General features: G+C 73.4%; 17 protein-coding genes and 1 riboswitch. Of the genes, 13 read left to right on the forward strand and 4 right to left on the reverse strand.

The features are described 5' to 3' along the window. Positions 1–216: 216 nt before the first annotated feature. From HOY81_RS14745 to HOY81_RS14790, 10 genes are all read left to right on the forward strand, one after another. Entirely contained in the window at positions 217–828 is a 612-nt protein-coding gene (locus HOY81_RS14745; protein ID WP_237320858.1) for a CDP-alcohol phosphatidyltransferase family protein, read from the forward strand. 112 nt (positions 829–940) lie between these two features. Then, positions 941–3,436 carry a mannose-1-phosphate guanyltransferase gene (locus HOY81_RS14750; RefSeq protein ID WP_237320812.1) on the forward strand — a complete coding sequence of 832 codons (2,496 nt, stop codon included), beginning with the start codon at positions 941–943 and terminating at the stop codon, positions 3,434–3,436. 96 nt (positions 3,437–3,532) lie between these two features. Beyond that, on the forward strand, positions 3,533–4,441 hold the full coding sequence (locus tag HOY81_RS14755; protein ID WP_237320813.1) for a DUF881 domain-containing protein: 909 nt from the start codon (positions 3,533–3,535) through the stop codon (positions 4,439–4,441). Then, the gene (locus HOY81_RS14760) at positions 4,438–4,770 is read left to right on the forward strand and encodes a small basic family protein (RefSeq protein ID WP_027750352.1); all 333 of its coding nucleotides are present in this window, start codon (positions 4,438–4,440) and stop codon (positions 4,768–4,770) included. Before HOY81_RS14755 ends, HOY81_RS14760 begins: the two co-directional genes overlap by 4 nt. A gap of 5 nt (positions 4,771–4,775) precedes the next feature. Next, complete coding sequence (locus tag HOY81_RS14765; RefSeq protein ID WP_237320859.1) at positions 4,776–5,798, forward strand: DUF881 domain-containing protein; 1,023 nt, start codon at positions 4,776–4,778, stop codon at positions 5,796–5,798. Positions 5,799–5,921: 123 nt separating this feature from the next. Further along, entirely contained in the window at positions 5,922–6,743 is an 822-nt protein-coding gene (locus HOY81_RS14770) for an FHA domain-containing protein (RefSeq protein WP_237320860.1), read from the forward strand. A gap of 35 nt (positions 6,744–6,778) precedes the next feature. Beyond that, complete coding sequence (locus HOY81_RS14775) at positions 6,779–7,537, forward strand: MerR family transcriptional regulator (RefSeq protein ID WP_237320814.1); 759 nt, start codon at positions 6,779–6,781, stop codon at positions 7,535–7,537. A gap of 73 nt (positions 7,538–7,610) precedes the next feature. Then, positions 7,611–8,084 carry a bifunctional nuclease family protein gene (locus tag HOY81_RS14780; protein ID WP_031222224.1) on the forward strand — a complete coding sequence of 158 codons (474 nt, stop codon included), beginning with the start codon at positions 7,611–7,613 and terminating at the stop codon, positions 8,082–8,084. Between the two features lie 182 nt (positions 8,085–8,266). After that, positions 8,267–8,953: a MerR family transcriptional regulator gene (locus tag HOY81_RS14785; RefSeq protein WP_237320815.1), complete on the forward strand. Its 687-nt coding sequence runs from the start codon at positions 8,267–8,269 to the stop codon at positions 8,951–8,953. 45 nt (positions 8,954–8,998) lie between these two features. Further along, a complete protein-coding gene (locus HOY81_RS14790; protein WP_237320816.1) occupies positions 8,999–10,492 on the forward strand; it encodes a DNA polymerase IV in 1,494 nt (497 codons plus the stop codon). On the opposite strand, the gene HOY81_RS14795 is transcribed toward HOY81_RS14790, so the two are convergent. Further along, positions 10,405–10,785 carry a PRC-barrel domain-containing protein gene (locus HOY81_RS14795; protein WP_237320817.1) on the reverse strand — a complete coding sequence of 127 codons (381 nt, stop codon included), beginning with the start codon at positions 10,783–10,785 and terminating at the stop codon, positions 10,405–10,407. The genes HOY81_RS14790 and HOY81_RS14795 overlap by 88 nt on opposite strands. Before the next feature lie 142 nt (positions 10,786–10,927). Continuing rightward, positions 10,928–11,022, forward strand: a riboswitch (glycine riboswitch). A 184-nt stretch (positions 11,023–11,206) separates the two neighbouring features. On the opposite strand from HOY81_RS14795, the gene gcvP reads away from it, so the two are divergent. Then, positions 11,207–14,092, forward strand: a complete 2,886-nt coding sequence (gene gcvP, locus HOY81_RS14800; RefSeq protein WP_237320818.1) for an aminomethyl-transferring glycine dehydrogenase — start codon at positions 11,207–11,209, stop codon at positions 14,090–14,092. A gap of 98 nt (positions 14,093–14,190) precedes the next feature. On the opposite strand, the gene HOY81_RS14805 is transcribed toward gcvP, so the two are convergent. Both HOY81_RS14805 and HOY81_RS14810 read right to left on the reverse strand, forming a co-directional pair. Then, positions 14,191–14,397 carry a DUF5999 family protein gene (locus HOY81_RS14805; protein ID WP_237320861.1) on the reverse strand — a complete coding sequence of 69 codons (207 nt, stop codon included), beginning with the start codon at positions 14,395–14,397 and terminating at the stop codon, positions 14,191–14,193. Between the two features lie 318 nt (positions 14,398–14,715). Then, entirely contained in the window at positions 14,716–15,351 is a 636-nt protein-coding gene (locus tag HOY81_RS14810; RefSeq protein WP_237320819.1) for a hypothetical protein, read from the reverse strand. 506 nt (positions 15,352–15,857) lie between these two features. On the opposite strand from HOY81_RS14810, the gene HOY81_RS14815 reads away from it, so the two are divergent. Continuing rightward, positions 15,858–17,351, forward strand: a complete 1,494-nt coding sequence (locus HOY81_RS14815; protein WP_237320820.1) for a glutamate--cysteine ligase — start codon at positions 15,858–15,860, stop codon at positions 17,349–17,351. Between the two features lie 11 nt (positions 17,352–17,362). Here the strand turns inward: HOY81_RS14815 and HOY81_RS14820 are convergent, their stop codons facing one another. Beyond that, on the reverse strand, positions 17,363–19,063 hold the full coding sequence (locus HOY81_RS14820; RefSeq protein WP_308341043.1) for a substrate-binding domain-containing protein: 1,701 nt from the start codon (positions 19,061–19,063) through the stop codon (positions 17,363–17,365). 276 nt (positions 19,064–19,339) lie between these two features. Here HOY81_RS14820 and HOY81_RS14825 point away from each other — a divergent pair, with 276 nt between their 5' ends. Next, positions 19,340–20,143 (forward strand): CPBP family intramembrane glutamic endopeptidase, encoded by an 804-nt coding sequence (locus HOY81_RS14825; protein WP_237320822.1) that lies wholly within the window; start codon positions 19,340–19,342, stop codon positions 20,141–20,143. The last annotated feature ends 88 nt before the right edge of the window (positions 20,144–20,231 follow it).

Raw genomic sequence — 20,231 nt, forward strand, 5'->3', positions numbered from 1 at the left:
CGCCGATGGTACTGCATGCGGGAGTGTGTGGGAGAGTAGGACGCCGCCGAACAATCTTTGGGAGAGGGGTCTCGCCGGCCATGGCCGGCGAGACCCCTTTTCGCGTTCCCCGGGTCGCCGGGTGCGGTAGGCCCGCCCCGCCGCGTGGGGCGCCGCCGGGGGCGGGGTAAGGTCGGGTCGTCATCGTCGGTGGCTCACCTCAGCACGGGAGGCCAGGTGGAGGTCCAGGAGACGCGGGTGCAGACGGACCGGGTCCTCACCATCCCGAACGTCCTCAGCATGGCCCGTCTCGTCGGTGTGCCTCTCTTCCTGTGGCTGATTCTGTGGCCCGAGTTCGGCGGCCCGAACGGCGACGGCTGGGCTCTGCTGGTGCTTGCCCTCAGCGGTGTGAGCGACTACCTGGACGGCAAGCTCGCACGGCGCTGGAACCAGGTGAGTGATCTCGGCCGCATCCTCGACCCCGCGGCCGACCGGCTCTACATCCTCTCCACCCTCGTCGGGCTGACCTGGCGGGACATCCTGCCGCTCTGGCTGACCGGCGTCCTGCTGGCCCGGGAATTGCTCCTGCTGGTCATGGTCTGGGTGCTGGACCGGCACGGATATGCGCCGCCGCAGGTGAACTTCCTCGGCAAAGCCGCCACGTTCAACCTCATGTACGCCTTTCCGCTGCTGCTGCTGAGTGACGGAAACGGCTGGATGGCATCGGTCGCCGCCGTTTTCGGTTGGGCCTTCGCGGGATGGGGTACAGCCCTGTACTGGTGGGCAGGAATCCTCTACGTGGTTCAGGTCCGCCGGCTGGTGCGCGCGGACGCCGCCGCACCCGACTGAGCCAGCCTTTCCACCGTCGCAGAGGCCGGGCGCCCGGGTTCCGGAGTTGTGGGCCGCCCTCGGGGCGCAGTCGGCACATCCGTCATCTCTGTGCGAGGAGGACGCTTCCAAGATGAAGGCCGTCGTGATGGCAGGCGGGGAGGGAACCCGTCTTCGCCCGATGACCGCGAGCATGCCCAAGCCGCTGCTCCCCGTGGCGAACCGTCCGATCATGGAGCATGTACTGAGGCTGCTCAAGAGGCACGGCCTCAGCGAGACCGTCGTCACCGTGCAATTCCTGGCCTCTCTGGTCCGGAACTACTTCGGCGACGGCGAGGAGCTCGGCATGGAGCTCAGCTACGCCAACGAGGAGAAGCCGCTCGGCACGGCCGGGAGCGTGAAGAACGCGGAGGAGGCGCTCCGCGACGACTCCTTCCTCGTCATCTCCGGGGACGCCCTCACCGACTTCGACCTCACCGATCTGGTGAACTTCCACCGGGAGCGCGGTGCCATGGTCACCGTCTGCCTGACGCGGGTACCCAACCCGCTGGAATTCGGGATCACCATTCTCGACGAGGGCGGCCGAGTCGAGCGCTTTCTCGAGAAGCCCACCTGGGGCCAGGTGTTCTCGGATACCGTGAACACCGGCATCTACGTGATGGAGCCCGAGGTCTTCGACTACGTCGACCCCGATGTGCCCGTCGACTGGTCCGGTGACGTCTTCCCGCAGTTGATGAAGGAGGGCAAGCCGGTCTACGGCTATGTCGCCGAGGGCTACTGGGAGGACGTCGGCACCCACGAGAGCTACGTCAAGGCGCAGGCCGACGTGCTCGAGGGCAAGGTCGACGTGGAGATCGACGGTTTCGAGATCTCCCCGGGCGTGTGGGTCGCCGAGGGTGCCGAGGTGCACCCCGACGCGCAGCTCCGCGGCCCGCTCTACATCGGCGACTACGCCAAGGTGGAGGCGGGCGCCGAGATCCGCGAGCACTCCGTCATCGGCTCCAACGTGGTCGTGAAGAGCGGGGCCTTCCTGCACCGTGCGGTGGTCCACGACAACGTCTACATCGGCCCCCAGTCGAACCTGCGGGGCTGTGTGGTCGGCCGCAACACCGACATCATGCGGGCCGCCCGCATCGAGGACGGGGCGGTGATCGGCGACGAGTGCCTGATCGGCGAGGAGTCCATCGTCCAGGGCAACGTGCGGGTCTACCCCTTCAAGACCGTCGAGGCGGGTGCGTTCGTCAACACCTCCGTGATCTGGGAGTCGCGTGGCCAGGCGCACCTCTTCGGCGCCCGCGGGGTCTCCGGCATCCTCAACGTGGAGATCACCCCCGAGCTCGCCGTGCGACTCGCGGGGGCCTACGCCACCACGCTCAAGAAGGGGTCCACGGTCACCACCGCCCGCGACCATTCCCGCGGTGCCCGTGCGCTGAAGCGCGCCATGATCTCCGCGCTGCAGGCCAGCGCGATCGACGTACGGGACCTGGAGAACGTCCCGCTGCCGGTCGCCCGGCAGCAGACGGCCCGCGGCAGCGCCGGCGGGATCATGATCCGTACGGCGCCCGGGGTGCCGGACTCCGTCGACATCATGTTCATGGACGAGCGCGGCGCCGACCTCTCCCAGGCCGCGCAGCGGAAGCTCGACCGGGTCTACGCCCGCCAGGAGTACCGCAGGGCGTTTCCCGGGGAGATCGGCGATCTCCGCTTCCCCGCGAGTGTCTTCGACTCGTACACGGGGTCGTTGCTGCGCGCCGTGGACACCGAGGGCATCGCCGAGTCCGGCCTCAAGGTCGTCGTCGACGCCTCCAACGGCAGCGCCGGGCTCGTCCTGCCCAGCCTGCTGGGCCGGCTCGGTGTCGACTCGCTGACCATCAACCCGGGTCTGGACGAGGCCCGCCCGACCGAGACGGCCGAGACGCGCCGCTCCGGCCTGGTACGGCTCGGCGAGATCGTGGCGTCGGCCCGGGCGGCCTTCGGCGTGCGCTTCGACCCGGTCGGCGAGCGGCTCTCGCTCGTCGACGAGAAGGGCCGGATCGTCGAGGACCACCGCGCCCTGCTGGTGATGCTCGACCTGGTCGCCGCGGAACGCCGCAGCGGCAAGGTGGCGCTGCCGGTGACCACCACCCGCATCGCCGAACAGGTCGCCGCCTACCACGGGACCCAGGTGGAGTGGACGACGACCTCGCCCGACGACCTCACCCGGGTCGGCCGGGAGGACGCCACGATCTTCGGCGGCGACGGGCGCGGCGGCTTCATCGTGCCGGAGTTCAGCTCCGTGTTCGACGGCACGGCGGCGTTCGTACGGTTGCTCGGGCTGGTCGCGCGGACCCAGCTCACGCTCAGCCAGATCGACGCCCGCATCCCGCAGGCGCACGTGCAGCGCCGGGACCTGACCACACCGTGGGCCGTCAAGGGCATGGTGATGCGGCGGGTCGTCGAGGCCGCCGGGGATCGCGACGTCGACACCACCGACGGGGTGCGCATCGTGGAGTCGGACGGCCGCTGGGTGATGGTGCTGCCGGACCCGGCCGAGGCCGTCACCCACCTGTGGGCGGAGGGCCCGGACGACGCCTCGACGCTGTCCCTCCTCGACGAGTGGGCGGCCGTGGTGGACAGCGCGGGCCGCTGACGGGAGCCGTACGGCGGCACCCGGACGGGGTGGCCGGGTGCCGCCGTACGGCGCACCGGTGGGCCCGTTCGGCGGTACGGGGCGCGACGTGCGACGATGTGCGGCATGTCGCAGCAGCCCCCCGTTCGGAGTACCGCACCGCGGTCTGCGCGGCCCGACGCCTCCATGTCGCTGCTGACCAACGTCATGGACCACAGCCTCGACGACGGATACGCGGAGGCGGCCGCGCGCCGCGGTGTGGAGGGGCGCTCGGGCCTGCCGCGCACCGTGCGTGCCAAGCTCGGCCTCGCCGCCGGCCTGGTGCTGGCCGCGCTCGTGGTCACGGTGGGGGCGGTGCAGGCGCGGGTCGACGCACCGGCCCTCGCCAAGGAGCGCGAGGAGCTCATCGACCGGGTCGAGACGGAGACGGCTGCCGCCGACGCACTGGCGGAGCGGGTGGACCAGCTCCGGGAGACGGTCCAGGAGATGCAGCGCAAGGCCCTGGAGCGGCACGGAGGGGACCAGGGGGAGCGTACGGCACTGCTGGCCGGCGCCACACCCGTCAAGGGCCCCGGGATCAAGCTGGTGATCGACGACGCCGAGGACGCCGGCGGCGGCGACGGCGACGGTCCCCGGCAGAGCACCGGCTTCTCCGACACCGGCCGGGTGCGCGACCGCGACATGCAGCGGGTGATCAACGGCCTCTGGGCCGCAGGGGCGGAGGCGGTGTCCGTCAACGGGCAGCGGCTGACGGCCCTCTCGGCGATCCGGGCGGCCGGTGACGCGATACTGGTCGACAACAAACCGCTGGCGCCCCCGTACACCATCCTCGCGGTGGGGAACGGCCGCGAGTTCCGGGAGGACTTCGACGACAGCGAGGACGGTCAGTACCTGGAGGTGCTGCACGAGAACTACGGCGTGCGCTACACCGTCGCCGTACAGGACGAGGTGCGGCTGCCGGCCGCTCAGAGCCTGATCATCCGAACCGCAGAGCCCGTGAAGACAGGGAAGGGCAGCACATCGTGATCGCCGTACTGGGCCTCATCGTGGGAGTGGTGGCCGGACTCGTCGTCCGGCCGGTGGTGCCGACGGTGGTGGAGCCGTACCTGCCGATCGCCGTGGTCGCGGCGCTGGACGCCGTCTTCGGCGGCCTGCGGGCCATGCTGGACGGTATCTTCGACGACAAGGTGTTCGTCGTGTCCTTCCTCTCCAACGTGGTCGTCGCCGCGCTGATCGTCTTCCTGGGCGACAAGCTCGGCGTCGGCGCCCAGCTGTCCACCGGCGTGGTGGTGGTCCTGGGCATCCGCATCTTCTCCAACGCGGCGGCCATCCGCCGGCATGTGTTCCGGGCGTGAGACCGATGAGCGACGACGCGAGGACACCGGACGACCGGCCGGACCGCCGGCCGGACGAGCAGCCGGACGAGCGCCCCGGCACCCGGCGGGACCGGCAGCCCGAGGGGCAGCCGGACCGGCGCCCCGGCGAGCGCTCGGAACAGACCCCGGAGCGCACCCCGGTGGAGCGACCGGCCGGGCGCCCCGCCGAGCTCCCTCCGGAGGCGCCCCGGTCTCCGCAGGACGCCCCGGCGCCGGCCGGTGAGCCGCGCGGGGCCGACATCGGCGACGGGCCGCCGGAGGAGGACACCGGCGTGTCCGGCGGGGACGGCCGGACGGGCCGGCAGCGGCTGGTGGCGGCCGTCTGGCCTCCGCGCATGACGCGGGCCCAAATCATCGTCGCCGTGCTGCTGTTCGTGCTCGGCCTGGGGCTGGCGATCCAGGTACGCTCGACCAGCGAGAGCAGTCCGCTGCGCGGGGCCCGGCAGGAGGACCTCGTCCGCATCCTCGACGAGCTGGACGACCGTTCCGCCCGCCTGGAAGACGAGCGGGAACGTCTGGAGGACCAGCGCAGGGAACTGGAGAACAGCTCGGACCAGGCCGAGGAGGCGCGGAGGCAGACCAGGCAGAAGCAGCAGCAGCTCGGCGTGCTCGCCGGCACCGTCGCCGCCGAGGGTCCGGGGCTGCACATCACCGTTCTCGACCCGTCCGGTGCCGTCGAGGCCGATATGCTGCTGGACACCATCCAGGAGCTGCGCGCGGCCGGTGCCGAGGCGATCGAGATCAACGACGTCCGGGTCGTGGCCGGCACCTACTTCACCGACCAGGGCGGCAGGGTCCGTATCGACGGCCACCGGGTGAGCCAGCCCTTCAACTTCGAGGTCATCGGAGAGCCGAAGGACCTGGAGCCTGCGCTGAACATCCCCGGCGGTGTCGTGCAGACGCTGGAGAAGGAGCAGGCCACCGTGGAGGTGACCCGCTCGGAGAAGATCGTCGTGGACGCCTTGCGGTCGGCGAAGCGCCCTGACTACGCTCGGTCATCACAGTGAGGTGACGATGAGGCTTGCAGGGGGCCGACGGGGGGACGCGGGACGGGGTCGGGGAAACTGTGCCGAGGCCGGGGACGTTGTCCTGATGTCCGACGTGGCCAATGAGATCATCGAGGGTCTGTCCTGCCCCACGGGCGGGTCTGTTTCGTGCGAGGGGAATCGCCCGTGAGTTTTCTTTCGAAGTTGTTCGGCAAGAGCCGTAAGGACGGTGACCGCCCGGCGCGGCACCGCGCCGGGCGGCCCGGGGCCGCGGGCTCCGACGCGCCCGAGCGGCCCCTCTTCCGCGATCAGGTGGAGGGCCCGGGAGGCGGCAGTTCGGGTGGTCACGGCCCGGTTTCTGTTGACCCCGCCACCACGGGCCGCATAGGTTCCGGGGAACCAGCGACCACGAGTACGGGCGGAGGGCCTGCCTTGCCGGTCTGTTCCAGGTGCGGGACCCGGGTGGCAGAGGAGAGCCGCTTCTGCTCCCAGTGCGGGGCGCCGCTGCGGGGCGGGGTCCCCGCCCCGGAGGCGTCCTCCGAGACGACGTCCACCATCTCCATCTCGGGGCTGGAGGCGTACGACTCGGAGACCACCGGGCAGCATGTCGCGCCCCTGCCACCCGAGGCGCAGGCGGCGGTCGACGCGCTGCCGATGGGGTCGGCCCTGCTGGTGGTGCGGCGCGGCCCGAACTCCGGCAGCCGCTTCCTGCTGGACGGTGAGCTGACCACCGCCGGCCGCCACCCGGAGAGCGACATCTTCCTGGACGACGTCACGGTCTCGCGCCGTCACGTGGAGTTCCGGCGCGGCTCCGACGGCGTCTTCACCGTCACCGACGTCGGAAGCCTGAACGGCACCTACGTCAACCGGGAGCGGATCGAGACACCGATCCCGCTGGCCAACGGCGACGAGGTGCAGATCGGCAAGTACCGGCTGGTCTTCTTCGCGAGCCAGCAGGGGGCGTGACCCGGCCCGGGGCCCGCCTGACGGAAAGGGGACCCATGCCGCACCCGTCACCGGGCGGTGCCGCCACCGGCACCGCCCCCGGGGCCCGCGGGACCCGCAGCATCGGCGCGGTGCTGCAGGCGTTGCGGGACGAGTTCCCCGGGATCACACTCGCCACGCTCCGCTTCCTGGAGGCCGAGGGGCTGGTTAAGCCGGAGCGGGCGCCCTCCGGGCACCGGAGGTTCCGTCCCGGAGACGTGGACCGGCTGACCCGGGTGCTGCGCCTGCAGCGGGACCACTGCCTGCCGCTGCGGGTCATCCGGGAACACCTGGAGACCGCCGGGGAGCACGGCCTGCCGGCCGGGCGAGCGGCAGGCGCCGGAGACGCTCCGCGGCCGCCCGGGGTGTCCGGGGAGACCGCCGGTGCCCCGGCCCGGCGGGAACCGGAGATGCGGCTCGGCCGGGCCGAGCTGGCGGCCGCCGCGGGCGCCGGCCCGGAGGAGGCGGCGGAGTGGCAGGCGTACGGGCTGCTCGGCCCGGGCGACGACGGCCGGTACGGGGCCGGGCAGGTGGAGATCGCCCGGCTTCTCGCTGCGCTGGGCGGGCACGGACTGGAGGCACGCCATCTACGCATGGTGAGAATTGCGGCGGAGCGCGAGGCGGCGCTGATCGAGCAGCTGCTCGCACCGCGACGCAGGCACCGGGATGCGCAGGTCAGGGCGGGTGCGGAGACCGAGGCCCGGGAACTCGGGGCGCTCGCTGCCCGGCTGCACGCCGTCCTGGTGCGGTCCGCGCTGGGTCTGCGCGAACCCTGAACGGTACACGGATGCCCGCACCGAAAGGGTGCCCGACTACCCAAACGGGCCGGGCAGGTCCTAGGGTTGCTGTGTGAACGAGCTCGACGTCGTGGGTGTCCGGGTTGAAATGCCCTCCAACCAGCCGATCGTCCTCCTGCGAGAAGTCGGGGGCGACCGGTACCTCCCCATCTGGATCGGACCCGGGGAGGCGACTGCGATCGCCTTCGCGCAGCAGGGCATGACGCCCGCCCGCCCGCTGACCCATGATCTGTTCAAGGATGTCCTGGAGGCGGTGGGCCAGGAGCTGACCGCTGTCCGCATCACCGATCTCCGTGAGGGCGTGTTCTACGCCGAGCTGGTCTTCGCCAGCGGTGTCGAAGTGAGCGCGCGGCCTTCCGACGCCATAGCGCTGGCGCTGCGCACCGGCACGCCGATCTACGGCAGTGACGGGGTGCTGGACGACGCGGGCATCGCCATCCCGGACGAGCAGGAAGACGAGGTGGAGAAGTTCCGCGAGTTCCTCGACCAGATCTCGCCGGAGGACTTCGGCTCCAGCAGCCAGTGACCCGCTGCTCCCGGCCATCCGGACATCTCTGCCCCCTCCCGGGGCACGGGAAACCACTCGTTGGGTGATTATCACCCGGCGTGGCGAGTGTGGCGATCGTTGACGCACCCCTGGTGACTGCCTACCGTCAATCGGGCGGGTTCCGGGGCGCTCTCCCCGGAATGTGAAGGACGGAGGTCGGCGTGAGAAGCACCGGCAGCGACGGCATGGCAGCGGGAGGCTCCCCTCCGTCCCACCCCTCACCCGTGCAGCCCTCCCCGGCGGGCACCGTGCCCTCCGGCGGCGAGGCCGCCGGGGCCTCCGGCGGTGCGGAAGCAGGATCTTCCGGGAGCGGGGCGGCCGGTGCGTCCCCCGAGCAGGTCGGCTACCGCGGCCCCACCGCCTGCTCCGCGGCCGGCATCACCTACCGCCAGCTCGACTACTGGGCGCGCACGGGCCTGGTCGAGCCCAGCATCCGCGCCGCCTACGGCTCCGGCAGCCAGCGGCTCTACAGCTTCCGCGACATCGTCGTGCTCAAGATCGTGAAGCGGCTCCTGGACACCGGCGTCTCCCTGCAGAACATCCGCACCGCCGTGCAGCACCTCCGCTCCCGCGGCCGGACCGACCTGGCCCGCATGACGTTGATGAGCGACGGCGCCACGGTCTACGAGTGCTCCTCGCCCGACGACGTCGTGGACCTGCTCCAGGGCGGCCAGGGCGTCTTCGGCATCGCCGTCGGCGTTGTCTGGAAGGACGTGGAGGGCGCCCTGTCCGGACTGCACGCCGAGCGGGTGGAGACGGGCGACGAGGACGCGGTGGAGCAGCAGCCCCTGGTCGGCCGGCACCCCGAGGACGAGCTGGCCCGGCGCCGTAAACGCAACGCCGGCTGAGGCCGTGGCGGGGACTGTCGGTGCCGTGCGGCAGCATCGGAAGATGTGAGAGGCGCACCGACGATCCTGCATCTGGACATGGATGCCTTCTACGCCGCCGTCGAGCAGGCGACCAAGCCCAGCCTGCGCGGAAAGCCGGTGATCGTCGGCGGTCTGGGTCCGCGGGGTGTGGTGGCCACCGCCTCCTACGAGGCCCGGCGCTTCGGCGTGCACTCGGCGATGCCCATGGGCCAGGCCCGCCGGCTCTGCCCCCACGCCGCCTATCTCACCCCCCGCTTCGGCCTCTACCGGCAGGTCAGCGACATGGTGATGGAGCTGCTCGCCGGCCTCTCACCGCTGGTGGAGCCGCTCAGCCTCGACGAGGCCTTCGTCGACCTGGAGGCCGGCGGCACTCCGCCCACCACGGCGGCCGCCCGCACCGTCGGGGAGCGCCTGCGGGCCGCGATCCGGGCGGCCACCGGGCTCAGCGGATCCGTGGGGCTCGCCGGTTCCAAGCTGCTGGCCAAGATCGCCTCCGAGGACGCCAAGCCGGACGGGCTGGTCGTCATCGCCCCCGGCACCGAGCGGGAGCTGCTCGCCCCGCTGCCGGTCCGCACCCTGCCCGGCGTGGGCCCGGCGACGGCGGAGACGCTGCGCCGGGCGGGCATCACCACCGTCGGGGAGACGGCCGAGGCCGGTGAGGCGGAGCTGCTGCGGCTGCTGGGCCGGGCGCACGGCGCCGGCCTGTACGCGATGGCGAACGGCCTCGACGACCGGCCGGTGGTGGCCGAGCGGGACGCCAAGTCCGTCTCCGTGGAGGACACCTTCGACACCGACCTCACCGACCGCACCCGGGTGCACACCGAGGTCGCCCGGCTCGCCGACCGCTGTGTGCGGCGGCTGCGGGCCGCCGGGCGCTCCGGGCGCACCGTGGTGCTCAAGGTGCGCAGCTACGACTTCTCCACCCTCACGCGGTCGGAGACGCTGCGCGGCCCCACGGACGACCCGGCCGTGGTCCGGGAGGCCGCGGCCCGGCTGCTGGAGGGCGTGGACACCACGGCCGGGGTGCGGCTGCTCGGCGTGGGCGTGTCCGGGCTGGCCGACTTCACCCAGGAGGACCTCTTCGCGCAGGCGACGGCGGCGCGTGCCGCCGCACCGCCGGGTCCGGACGACCCGGAGCCGCCCGCGGGCGCCGGGACGCCGTCCGGAGGCGCGGCCGAGGAGGCTCCGGGCGTCACCCGCCCGGAGCCCGTGGACACCCCGCCGCAGCGCCGCTGGCTGCCCGGGCTGGACGTGCGGCACGCCCGGTGGGGGCCCGGGTGGGTACAGGGCAGCGGCATCGGCCGCGTCACCGTCCGTTTCGAGCAGCCCGGCACCCCGCCCGGCAGGGTCCGTACGTTCCCTGTCGACGACCCGGAGCTGGCCCCCGCGGAGCCCGCCATGCCGGTCGCGCCGGGCGGCGGGCCGGCCGGTCAGCTCTCGGAGCCCGCGACGCGGCCGAAGTCCCGGTCCTCGGGGGGCGGGGAACCCTCGCCGCCGGCCGGCAGGTCCATCCCGTAGTGGTGGTAGAGCTGCAGCTCCTGCTCCGGGGAGAGGTGGCGCCCCACGCCGAAGTCCGGGGCGTCCTTGATCAGTACACGGGCGAAGGGCACTCGGAGCGTCCCGCCGTCCAGCTCGCTCGGCCCGAGGGGCACGAAGGCGTCACGGCTGAAGAGCCCGGTGCGGACGGCCGCCCATTCGGGCACTCCGGTGGCGTCGTCGAGGTAGACCTCGTCGACGGTGCCGATCTTGGCGCCGTCGCGGTCGAAGGCCTTGCGGCCGATCAGGGTGCGCGGGTCGATGTCGGTCTGCACGGTCCCTCCAACGGGTCGCCTGAACCGCACGGGTACCCCTTCTCACAGATTTTCCACGGAACGGCACCCCACCGCCTCCGGCCGGTCGCATGCGGGCCCGGTTCCCGCCGGGGGTGTCGCTGGTAGTCTCGAAGACGGCTGTCGACCCCGTACGGGAGAGTCCCCCGGTGCCGCCGGGGGCGCCGAAGGAGCAAATCCTCCCCGGAATCTCTCAGGCACACGTACCGTACGGACGAGGTCACTCTGGAAAGCAGGGCGGGTCACGGTCCCGAGCCGGAGCCCCTCCTCACCGACGGTGAAAGCCGGGCGCTCCGGGCGGTGCGGCCGGTGAAACTCTCAGGTTGAGATGACAGAGGGGGAGGCCGTCCGGGCACCCCAGTGGTGCCCCTCGCAGGTCGCACAGACCAGGAGGCCCCCGCAGATGACTGCCCACCGCATCTCCCTCGCCGAGCTGGAACGCGGCACGCCGTTCGAGGACCGGCACATCGGTCCGGATGCCGAGGCCCGGGCCAAGATGCTCGCCCAGGTCGGCTACGGCTCGCTCGACGAGCTGACCGCCGCGGCCGTGCCCGACGTGATCAAGAGCACCGACCGGCTCGCCCTGCCCGCCGCCCGCAGCGAGGCCGACGTGCTGGCCGAACTGCGCGCGCTCGCCGGGCGGAACACCGTCCTCCACTCCATGATCGGACTCGGCTACCACGGGACCTTCACCCCGCCGGTGATCCTGCGGAACGTCCTGGAGAACCCGGCCTGGTACACCGCCTACACCCCCTACCAGCCGGAGATCTCCCAGGGGCGGCTGGAGGCGCTGCTCAACTTCCAGACCATGGTCGCCGACCTCACCGGCCTCCCCACCTCCGGCGCCTCGCTGCTGGACGAGCCCACCGCCGCCGCGGAGGCCATGGCGCTCTCCCGGCGGGTGGGCAAGGTCAAGGAGGGCGTCTTCCTCGTCGATGCCGACTGCCTTCCGCAGACGGTGGCCGTGCTGCGCACCCGCGCCGAGCCCACCGGCGTGGAGGTGGTCGTCGCCGACCTCTCCGGCGGCATCCCGTCCGACGTCGCCGAGCGCGGCGTCTTCGGCGTGCTGCTGCAGTACCCGGGGGCCTCCGGGGCCGTACGGGACCCGCGGGCCGTGATCGAGCGGGCCCACGAGCTCGGCGCGGTGGTGACCGTCGCGGCCGACCTGCTGGCGCTCACCCTGCTCACCCCGCCCGGCGAGCTCGGCGCGGACATCGCCGTCGGCTCCAGTCAGCGCTTCGGTGTGCCCATGGGCTTCGGCGGCCCGCACGCGGGCTACATGTCGGTACGGGAGAAGTTCGCCCGCAGCCTGCCGGGCCGCCTGGTCGGGGTCTCCAAGGACGCCGACGGCGACCAGGCCTACCGGCTGGCCCTGCAGACCCGTGAACAGCACATCCGCCGGGAGAAGGCCACCAGCAACATCTGCACCGCCCAGGTGCTGCTGGCCGTGATGGCCGGCATGTACGCCGTCTACCACGGCCCGGACGGGCTCGCCGCCATCGCCCGCCGGACGCACCGGTACGCCGCGCTGCTCGCCGCGGGGCTGCGGGCCGGCGGCGTGGAGGTGGTCCACGACGCCTTCTTCGACACCGTCACCGCCCGCGTGCCCGGCCGTGCCGGCGAGGTGGTCGAGGCGGCGCGCGCGGCGGGGGTGAACCTGCGGCACGTCGATGCCGACCACGTGGGCGTGAGCTGTGACGAGACGACGTCCCGGGAGCGGCTCACCGAGGTCTGGGGCGCCTTCGGGGTGCAGGCCGACGCCGGGGAGCTGGACGCCGCCACCGCCGACGCGCTTCCCGGGGCTCTGCTGCGGACCGGCGACTACCTCACCCACCCGGTCTTCCGCACGCACCGCTCGGAGACCGCGATGCTGCGGTACCTGCGCAAGCTCGCCGACCGCGACTACGCGCTGGACCGCGGCATGATCCCGCTCGGCTCCTGCACCATGAAGCTCAACGCGACCACCGAGATGGAACCGGTCACCTGGCCGGAGTTCGGGACCCTGCACCCCTTCGCCCCCACCGAGCAGGCCGAGGGGTACCTCACGCTCATCCGGGAGCTCGAGGAGCGGCTCGCCGAGGTCACCGGCTACGACAAGGTCTCCGTCCAGCCCAACGCCGGCTCCCAGGGCGAACTGGCCGGGCTGCTGGCCGTCCGTGCGTACCATCGCGCGAACGGCGAAGACGGCCGCACGGTCTGCCTCATCCCGTCCTCCGCGCACGGCACCAACGCCGCCAGCGCCGTGATGGCGGGGATGAGGGTGGTCATCGTCGCCACCGGCGAGGACGGGGACGTGGACCTGGACGACCTGCGGGCGAAGATCGAGAAGCACCGGGACGAGCTGGCCGTCCTGATGGTCACCTACCCCTCGACCCACGGCGTCTTCGAGGAGCACATCACGGACGTCTGCGCCGCCGTGCACGACGCGGGCGGCCAGGTGTACGTGGACGGCGCCAACCTCAACGCGCTGCTCGGCGTGGCCCGCCCCGGCCGCTTCGGCGCGGACGTCTCCCACCTCAACCTGCACAAGACCTTCTGCATCCCGCACGGCGGCGGCGGGCCCGGCGTCGGGCCGGTGGGCGTGCGGGCGCACCTGGCGCCGTATCTGCCGAACCACCCGCTGCAGCCCGCCGCGGGCCCGGAGACCGGCATCGGGCCGGTGTCCGGTGCTCCCTGGGGCTCGGCGGGCATCCTGCCGATCTCCTGGGCGTACATGCGGCTGATGGGCGGCGAGGGGCTGCGCCGGGCCACCCAGGTCGCCGTGCTCGGCGCGAACTACATCGCCAAGCGGCTGGAGCCGCACTACCCGGTGCTCTACACCGGCCCGCACGGCCTGGTGGCGCACGAGTGCATCATCGACGTGCGGCCGCTGACCAAGGCCACCGGGGTGAGCATCGACGACGTGGCGAAGCGGCTGATCGACTACGGCTTCCACGCGCCGACCATGTCCTTCCCGGTCGCCGGTACCCTGATGATCGAGCCCACCGAGAGCGAGGACCTGGCGGAGCTGGACCGTTTCTGCGAGGCGATGATCGCCATCCGGGCCGAGATCGACAAGGTCGGTTCGGGGGAGTGGAGCGTCGAGGACAACCCGCTGCGCAACGCGCCGCACACCGCGGCGCAGTTCGGACGGGAGTGGGAGTTCCCCTACGGCCGCGCGGAGGCGGCCTTCCCGGCCGGCGTGGCGGCCTCGGACAAGTACTGGCCGCCGGTGCGGCGGATCGACGGGGCCTTCGGCGACCGGAACCTGGTCTGCTCGTGCCCGCCGGTCGAGGCGTACGACGGCTGACCCGCGGCACGGGACGGGGCCGGTTCGGCGGACTCGCCGGGCCGGCCCCGGTGCTTTCCGCGGCTCCCGCGGGACCTCCCCGGGGGGCGCGGACCTCCTCAGGCGGCGGTGGTGACGCCTCCGGCGTCGAGTGGCCGGCGAGGGCCGATGATCTTGCCGTCCGGCAGCAGCTCACCGGTGTCCTCGAAGAGGAGCACCCCGTTGCACAGCAGGCTCCACCCCTGCTCCGGGCAGTGCGCCACGAGGTGTGCGGCCTCGCGGTCGGCGGAGTCCGCGCTGGGGCACGGCGGCTGGTGTCGGCACATCGTCGGTGTCATGGTGCGTGCGGTCTTCTCTGTGTGCGCCGGGCCGGCTGCGTCCGCCGGCCGTCGGCTGGGTACGGATTCCATCGGTCCCCCCGTGGGTGTCGGTCCGTCCTCCAGTGTGGCGTTGCGGAGAGGCCCCCGCAGGCTTTTCGGGGCAGCTTTCTCACCGGAAGAGGACGCCTCACCCGGACGAGTGGTTGCCGTACGGCCCCGCGCGGCAGGGGGCGTACGGGGGCCTGGGGGAGCACGAAGGGCCCGGGGGGCGCGAGCGGCCCCCCGGCGGGGCCGGGGGGGCCGGTGCGGGGATGCCCGTGCCGTTCAGGCGGAGGCGCGCAGCAGCGGTGCGGCCGGCAGGCGGTCGGTGAGGAGCGGGAGCAGGACGTCCACCCGCTGCGGAAGGTGCGGTGCGATGCCGGGGGGCGCGGGCGCCAGCGGGACGAGCAGGTCCGAGGGACCGGGTGAGCCGGCAGCGGCGTCCGCCTCGGCGTCGCCGTGCAGCCACAGCGTCAGCATGTAGAGCTCGGGGACCGACAGCAGCCGCGGCTGGTAGGGCAGCGGCAGGACCTCGGCCTGCCGCAGCGCCCGCTCGGCCGAGGCGACGTACGGTCCGCCGCCGAAGTGCGCGAAGGCCCAGCCGTCCGCGGTGAGCATGGCCTCCGCGGCGCCCACGGCGGGCGCGTCCGCCGCCGCGGCGGCGGCCGCACCGGATTCGGCGTCCGTGCCGTGCCCGCGGTCCGCGCCGTCGGCGGCGTCGGCGTCCGCGGCGCACAGCAGGAAGCGCCAGCCGGTCAGCCGGGTGCGCGGCGGGCCCTCCCGGCGCACCTGGTCGAGCTCGTGGACCGGCAGCGCGCGGGCGGGGCGCAGGGCGGGCCGGCCGTCGGCGGCACGGGATCGCAGGGCGGCGGTGACGCTGCGGAGTGCGGGGGCGGGAGCCGGGGGGACACGCAGGGGCATGATGGGTCGCCTCTCACTGGGAGACACGCTGGGGCGGGGCGGGGGCGGGACGCGAACGGGCCTCGCCGGGCGCGGGCCGCGGCGGTGCGGCCGGAGGGCGCCGGCGTCGAGCGGCCGGTGCGGGCGTCAAGTCTCTGCCTCGTCCCGGAAGTTTATACGACGTATGTTCCCATCGGGTTTCTGCTAGCGCGCCCCCGTATTTCCGGCAAGGCGACTTCCGGTCGCTTTGCCGGGGCAATTCCTCCCCCTGTGTACCGGGCCCGCGCCGGCTGCCTCGGGCTTCTCCGCGAATGCGGTCGGCCGAGTTCCGCCTGTCCTTTTCCATGGCATCCGTGTGCGGCCGGACGGCTGCGCCGTATGCCGACGGAATGTGCCAGCCGCGACCCCCGCGGTCAGATTACCTTTCCGCGGTGCCGTCCGGGGAGGTTGGCGGGCGGACGGGCGGGCATCATCGTCCGTAACCGCGGCCGTCGCCGCGGGCAGTCCGACCGAGGAGGCACGCCCCGATGGGTGAGAAGGTCGCGGCCGACAGGTTCGACCTGTCGGCTCGGCAGCGTCACCGCTACAAGCTACGCCGGTGCCTGGAGGCGTTGGAGCGGATGCTGGACGAGAAGCGGTTCGACCGCCCGCGCAATCTCATGGGACTGGAGATCGAGCTGAATCTGGCGGACGCCGACGGCATGCCGCGCATGACCAACCTGGAGGTTCTGGAACGCATTGGCAGCCGGGATTTCCAGACCGAGCTCGGGCAGTTCAATCTGGAAGTCAACATCGTGCCGCACCGGCTGCACGGCCGGGTGCTGGACCAGCTCGCCGAGGAACTCCGCACCGGGCTCGCCTACGCGGACCGGCAGGCGCGGGAGGTCGACGCGCGCATCGTGATGATCGGCATCCTGCCCACCCTCACCGGCGAGGACCTCGTCTCCGCGAACCTCTCCGCCGTCGACCGCTACACGCTGCTCAACGATCAGATCATGGCCTCCCGCGGGGAGGACGTGGTGCTGGACATCGAGGGCGTGGAGCGGCTCACCTACACCTCCGGGTCGATCGCCCCCGAGGCCGCCTGCACCTCGGTGCAGCTCCACCTCCAGGTGACCCCGGCCCGGTTCGCGGACGTGTGGAACGCCGCGCAGGCCGTCGCCGGACCGCAGGTCGCGACGGGAGCGAACGCCCCCTTCCTCTTCGGCCGGGAGCTCTGGCGCGAGTCCCGCCCCCCGTTGTTCCTGCAGGCCACCGACACGCGGCCGCCCGAGCTCGCCGTGCAGGGCGTGCGGCCCCGCACCTGGTTCGGGGAGCGCTGGATCGTTTCACCGCGCGAGCTCTTCGCCGAGAACCTCCGCTACTTCCCGGCCCTGCTGCCGATCTGCGAGGAGGAGGACCCGCTGCGGGTGCTGGACGAGGGCGGCACCCCCGGGCTCCCGGAACTCGTCCTGCACAACGGCACCGTCTACCGCTGGAACCGGCCGGTCTACGGCGTGATGGACGGCGTGCCGCACCTGCGGGTGGAGAACCGGGTGCTGCCCGCGGGCCCGACGGTCACCGACGTCCTCGCCAACACCGCCTTCTACTACGGCCTGGTACGGGCCCTCGCCGACGAGCAGCGCCCGGTGTGGACCCGCATGCCCTTCGCCGCCGCGCAGGCGAACTTCGACGCCGCCTGCCGGCACGGGATCGATGCCGAGCTGCACTGGCCGCGGCACGGGCGCGGCGGCGTCACCGCCCGGCCCGCGACCCGGCTCGTACGGGAGGAACTGCTGCCGCTGGCCGCCGCCGGGCTGGACGCCTGGGGCGTGGAGCCCGCGGACCGGGACCGCTACCTGACGGTGATCGAGGAGCGCTGCCGGCGCCGGGTGAACGGCGCGTCCTGGCAGGCCACCGCGTACCACCGGGGCCTCGAAGCGGGCCTCGACCGGGAGAAGGCGCTGGCCGCGGTGACCCGGCGGTACTGCGAGCTGGTCCGCACGGAGGAGCCGGTGCACACCTGGCCTCCCGGCCCCTGACGACGCACCCCTCAGCCGCCCGTACGGCTGCCGGCCACCGTGATCGCCTCCAGCACCACCCGGTGGATCTGCGCCGGGTCGTCCACCCGGTGCGCCGAACCGCCGGTCGCTTCCGCCAGCCGCCGGCAGGACCGCTCGTCGGCGTCCGGGCCGATGGCGATGACGATCAGCGGCAGCGGCCGCCCGGGCCGTGCCGACTCCCGGAGCCCGCGCACCGCCGCGCGCAGCGAGGCGCCGTCCGGGTCCTGGTCGGCGCCGTCGGTGAGCACCACCACCGCGTTGAACCGCCCCTCCGCATACCCCTTCCGGGCCTGCTCGTAGGCCGCCAGCACCGTGTCGTGCAGTCCGGTGGCGCCGTACGGGACGGTGCGCAGCCCGGCCAGTGCGGTCAGCAGCCGGTCCCGCTGGGTGCCGCCGTCCCCGGCGGGGTCGCCGAGCCGTGCGGCCGGCACGAGGGTGCGGTGGTCCCGGTCACCGTCCAGCCGCAGGGCGAACTCCCAGAGTCCGATCTCGTCGTCCGCGGTGAACTGGCCCAGCGCCTGGATCAGCGCCGACCGGGTGACGTCCATCCGGGTCTGCCCCGGACGGCCCGGCACCGGCTGCGCCATCGACGCGGAGGCGTCCACGACCGTGGTGATCCGCTCGCTCTGGATCGTCACCGTCCACAGACCGCGCGCCGCGTCCGTCTCCTCCGCGGAGGGCGGCTCGACGGGGGCGTCGGTGGTGGGCTGCGGTTCCCGCCCGCCCGCGGTCCGCACCAGCTCCGGGTCGGCCTGGGCACCCGGCGGGCGGAAGCCGTGCCGGCGCAGCACCGAGCGGCCCTCGGCGCCGCCCAGCAGCGTCTGGAAGCGGGATGCGGCCCGGGTCTGCCCGGTGCTCAGCCCTGCGGCGTCCAGCAGGGTGTACGGGTAGTCCAGCACCGTGGCCGCGTCCCGCGGATAGAACAGCCGCAGCCGCTGCCGGGCCCCGCCGGAGCGGTTGTGCGCGTACGCCGCCTGCTCGGAGAGGAACAGCACCTGACTGCGCTGGGGATGGTGCAGCTCGGCGCGGGAGGCGTCACGCGGCAGCGTCGCCAGGACCTGCGCGTCGCCGGGGGCGGTGTGCCGGGCCAGCGCCCGCGCCGTCGCGGCCGCGCGGAGCCCCGCGTCCGTCCCGCCCGCCGCGGTGGCGGCGCTGCGCACCCGGGCCAGCGCGAGCAGCCCGGTGGCGCTGCGCGCCGGGTCCGCGGCCCCGGCGCGCAGGGCGTCCCGTCCGGTGACGGCCGCGGCCAGCTCCGCCCAGTCGTAGGTCTTCTCCGGCCAGCCCAGCGTCTTCGCCGCCGGGGGCACCGCCGCCAGGGTCAGGGGGGTACTCGCCACGTTCCCCGCCGTGTCGAGCTGCGGTGCCCGGCCCGAGGAGGCCGCGTGCAGCACCCACAGCGCGGAGTCCGGCACCCACACCTGGTGCCCGGTGTCCTCGCCGCGGGCGAGGGCGGCGGCCGTCTCGGCACCGGTACGGGCGGTGACCCGCACGTCCAGGCACCGCCCGTCCGAGGTGACGTGCCGCTCCCGGGCCTGCTCCGCGACGGTGCGCAGCGCGGGTGCGACCGAGGGCTCCGCGGCGACCCGCAGCCGTACGGTGCCGTCGCCGCACGGCTCCGCGAAGGGCTGCCAGCCGGTGCGGGCCGCGACCGCCGTGGCCGCACCCGCCAGCAGGAGGGAGACGGTGAGCACGGCACCCGTACGGCGGCGCCTCCCGGAGCGTTCCGCGCGTTCTTCCGGCGGAAGCGGGGACCCTCTGCCCGCGCGGGCGGAGTCATCGGGCAAGCTGTGACGTCCCATGGCGTACGACCCTCCGTGCGGCCTGTCGGTCGTGCCGGGGGACCGGGCCGGTGTGCCCGGCGGGCGCGGCGCGCGCCCCCGGCCGGCGCGCGCGGTCTCCGGTGTGCTGCGCAGACCCTAGCGTCGGGGGCAGGCCGACGAGGCCGGATCGTGGAAGTGGAGGAAGGTGTGGGTTCGCCGACCGGAGACACCGGGCTCGCCGTCCCCGGGGGCGGTGCGGCAGCGCCGGTGCTGCGCCGGGAGACGCTGCTCGTCCTCGCGTTGTCGCTCGGCGCCAGCGCGGTCTCGGCGCTGATCAGCTTCACCGGCTCGCTGACCGCGCCGGGTGGCCTGGCGGACCAGGCTGCCCGGCTCAACTCCTCGCGCGCGCCCGACCGTCCCTGGCTGGACCTGGCCTGGCAGCTCTTCGGCATCGCCACCGCGCTGGTCCCCGTGGCCCTCGTCGCCCATCTGCTCTTCCGCGAGGGGGCAGGCGGCCTGCGGGCGGTCGGCTGCGACCTGCGCCGCCCGGCCTTCGACGTCTCCCGGGGCGCGGTGGTCGCGGCCGGCATCGGGGGGACGGGCCTGCTGCTCTACCTCGGGGCGCGGGCCGCCGGGGCCAATCTGACCGTGGTGCCGGAGAACCTGCCGGACGTCTGGTGGAAGATCCCGGTGCTCATCGCCTCGGCCGTGCAGAACTCCCTGGTGGAGGAGGTCATCGTGGTGGGCTATCTGCTGCGCCGCCTCGACGGGCTGGGCTGGAGCCCCACGGCGGCGCTGGCCGCCAGTGCGGTACTGCGCGGCACGTACCACCTCTACCAGGGCATCGGCGGGCTGCTGGGGAACATGGCGATGGGCGTGATCTTCGTGCTCCTCTACCGCCGGTGGGGCCGGGTGGGACCCCTGGTCGCCGCGCACGCGCTGATCGACATCGTGGCGTTCGTCGGCTACGCGCTGCTGGCCGGCCGGGTGGACTGGCTGCCCACGGGCTGACCACAGGGCCAGGGCGCGGGGGAGGGGCGGCGAGCCTGCGCCCCGGGGACGTACCGGACCCGGCGCCTGCGACCTGCGCCGGGCGCGG

The sequence above is a fragment of the Streptomyces sp. JJ36 genome (assembly GCF_021696945.1).
Lineage (GTDB): Bacteria > Actinomycetota > Actinomycetes > Streptomycetales > Streptomycetaceae > Streptomyces.

Coding starts and splice junctions, on each gene's coding strand:
- HOY81_RS14750 (WP_237320812.1), top strand. CDS start 941: ATGAAGGCCGTCGTGATGGCAGGCGGGGAGGGAACCCGTCTTCGCCCG.
- HOY81_RS14755 (WP_237320813.1), top strand. CDS start 3,533: ATGTGCGGCATGTCGCAGCAGCCCCCCGTTCGGAGTACCGCACCGCGG.
- HOY81_RS14765 (WP_237320859.1), top strand. CDS start 4,776: ATGAGCGACGACGCGAGGACACCGGACGACCGGCCGGACCGCCGGCCG.
- HOY81_RS14775 (WP_237320814.1), top strand. CDS start 6,779: ATGCCGCACCCGTCACCGGGCGGTGCCGCCACCGGCACCGCCCCCGGG.
- gcvP (WP_237320818.1), top strand. CDS start 11,207: ATGACTGCCCACCGCATCTCCCTCGCCGAGCTGGAACGCGGCACGCCG.
- HOY81_RS14805 (WP_237320861.1), bottom strand. CDS start 14,397: ATGTGCCGACACCAGCCGCCGTGCCCCAGCGCGGACTCCGCCGACCGC.
- HOY81_RS14810 (WP_237320819.1), bottom strand. CDS start 15,351: ATGCCCCTGCGTGTCCCCCCGGCTCCCGCCCCCGCACTCCGCAGCGTC.
- HOY81_RS14815 (WP_237320820.1), top strand. CDS start 15,858: ATGGGTGAGAAGGTCGCGGCCGACAGGTTCGACCTGTCGGCTCGGCAG.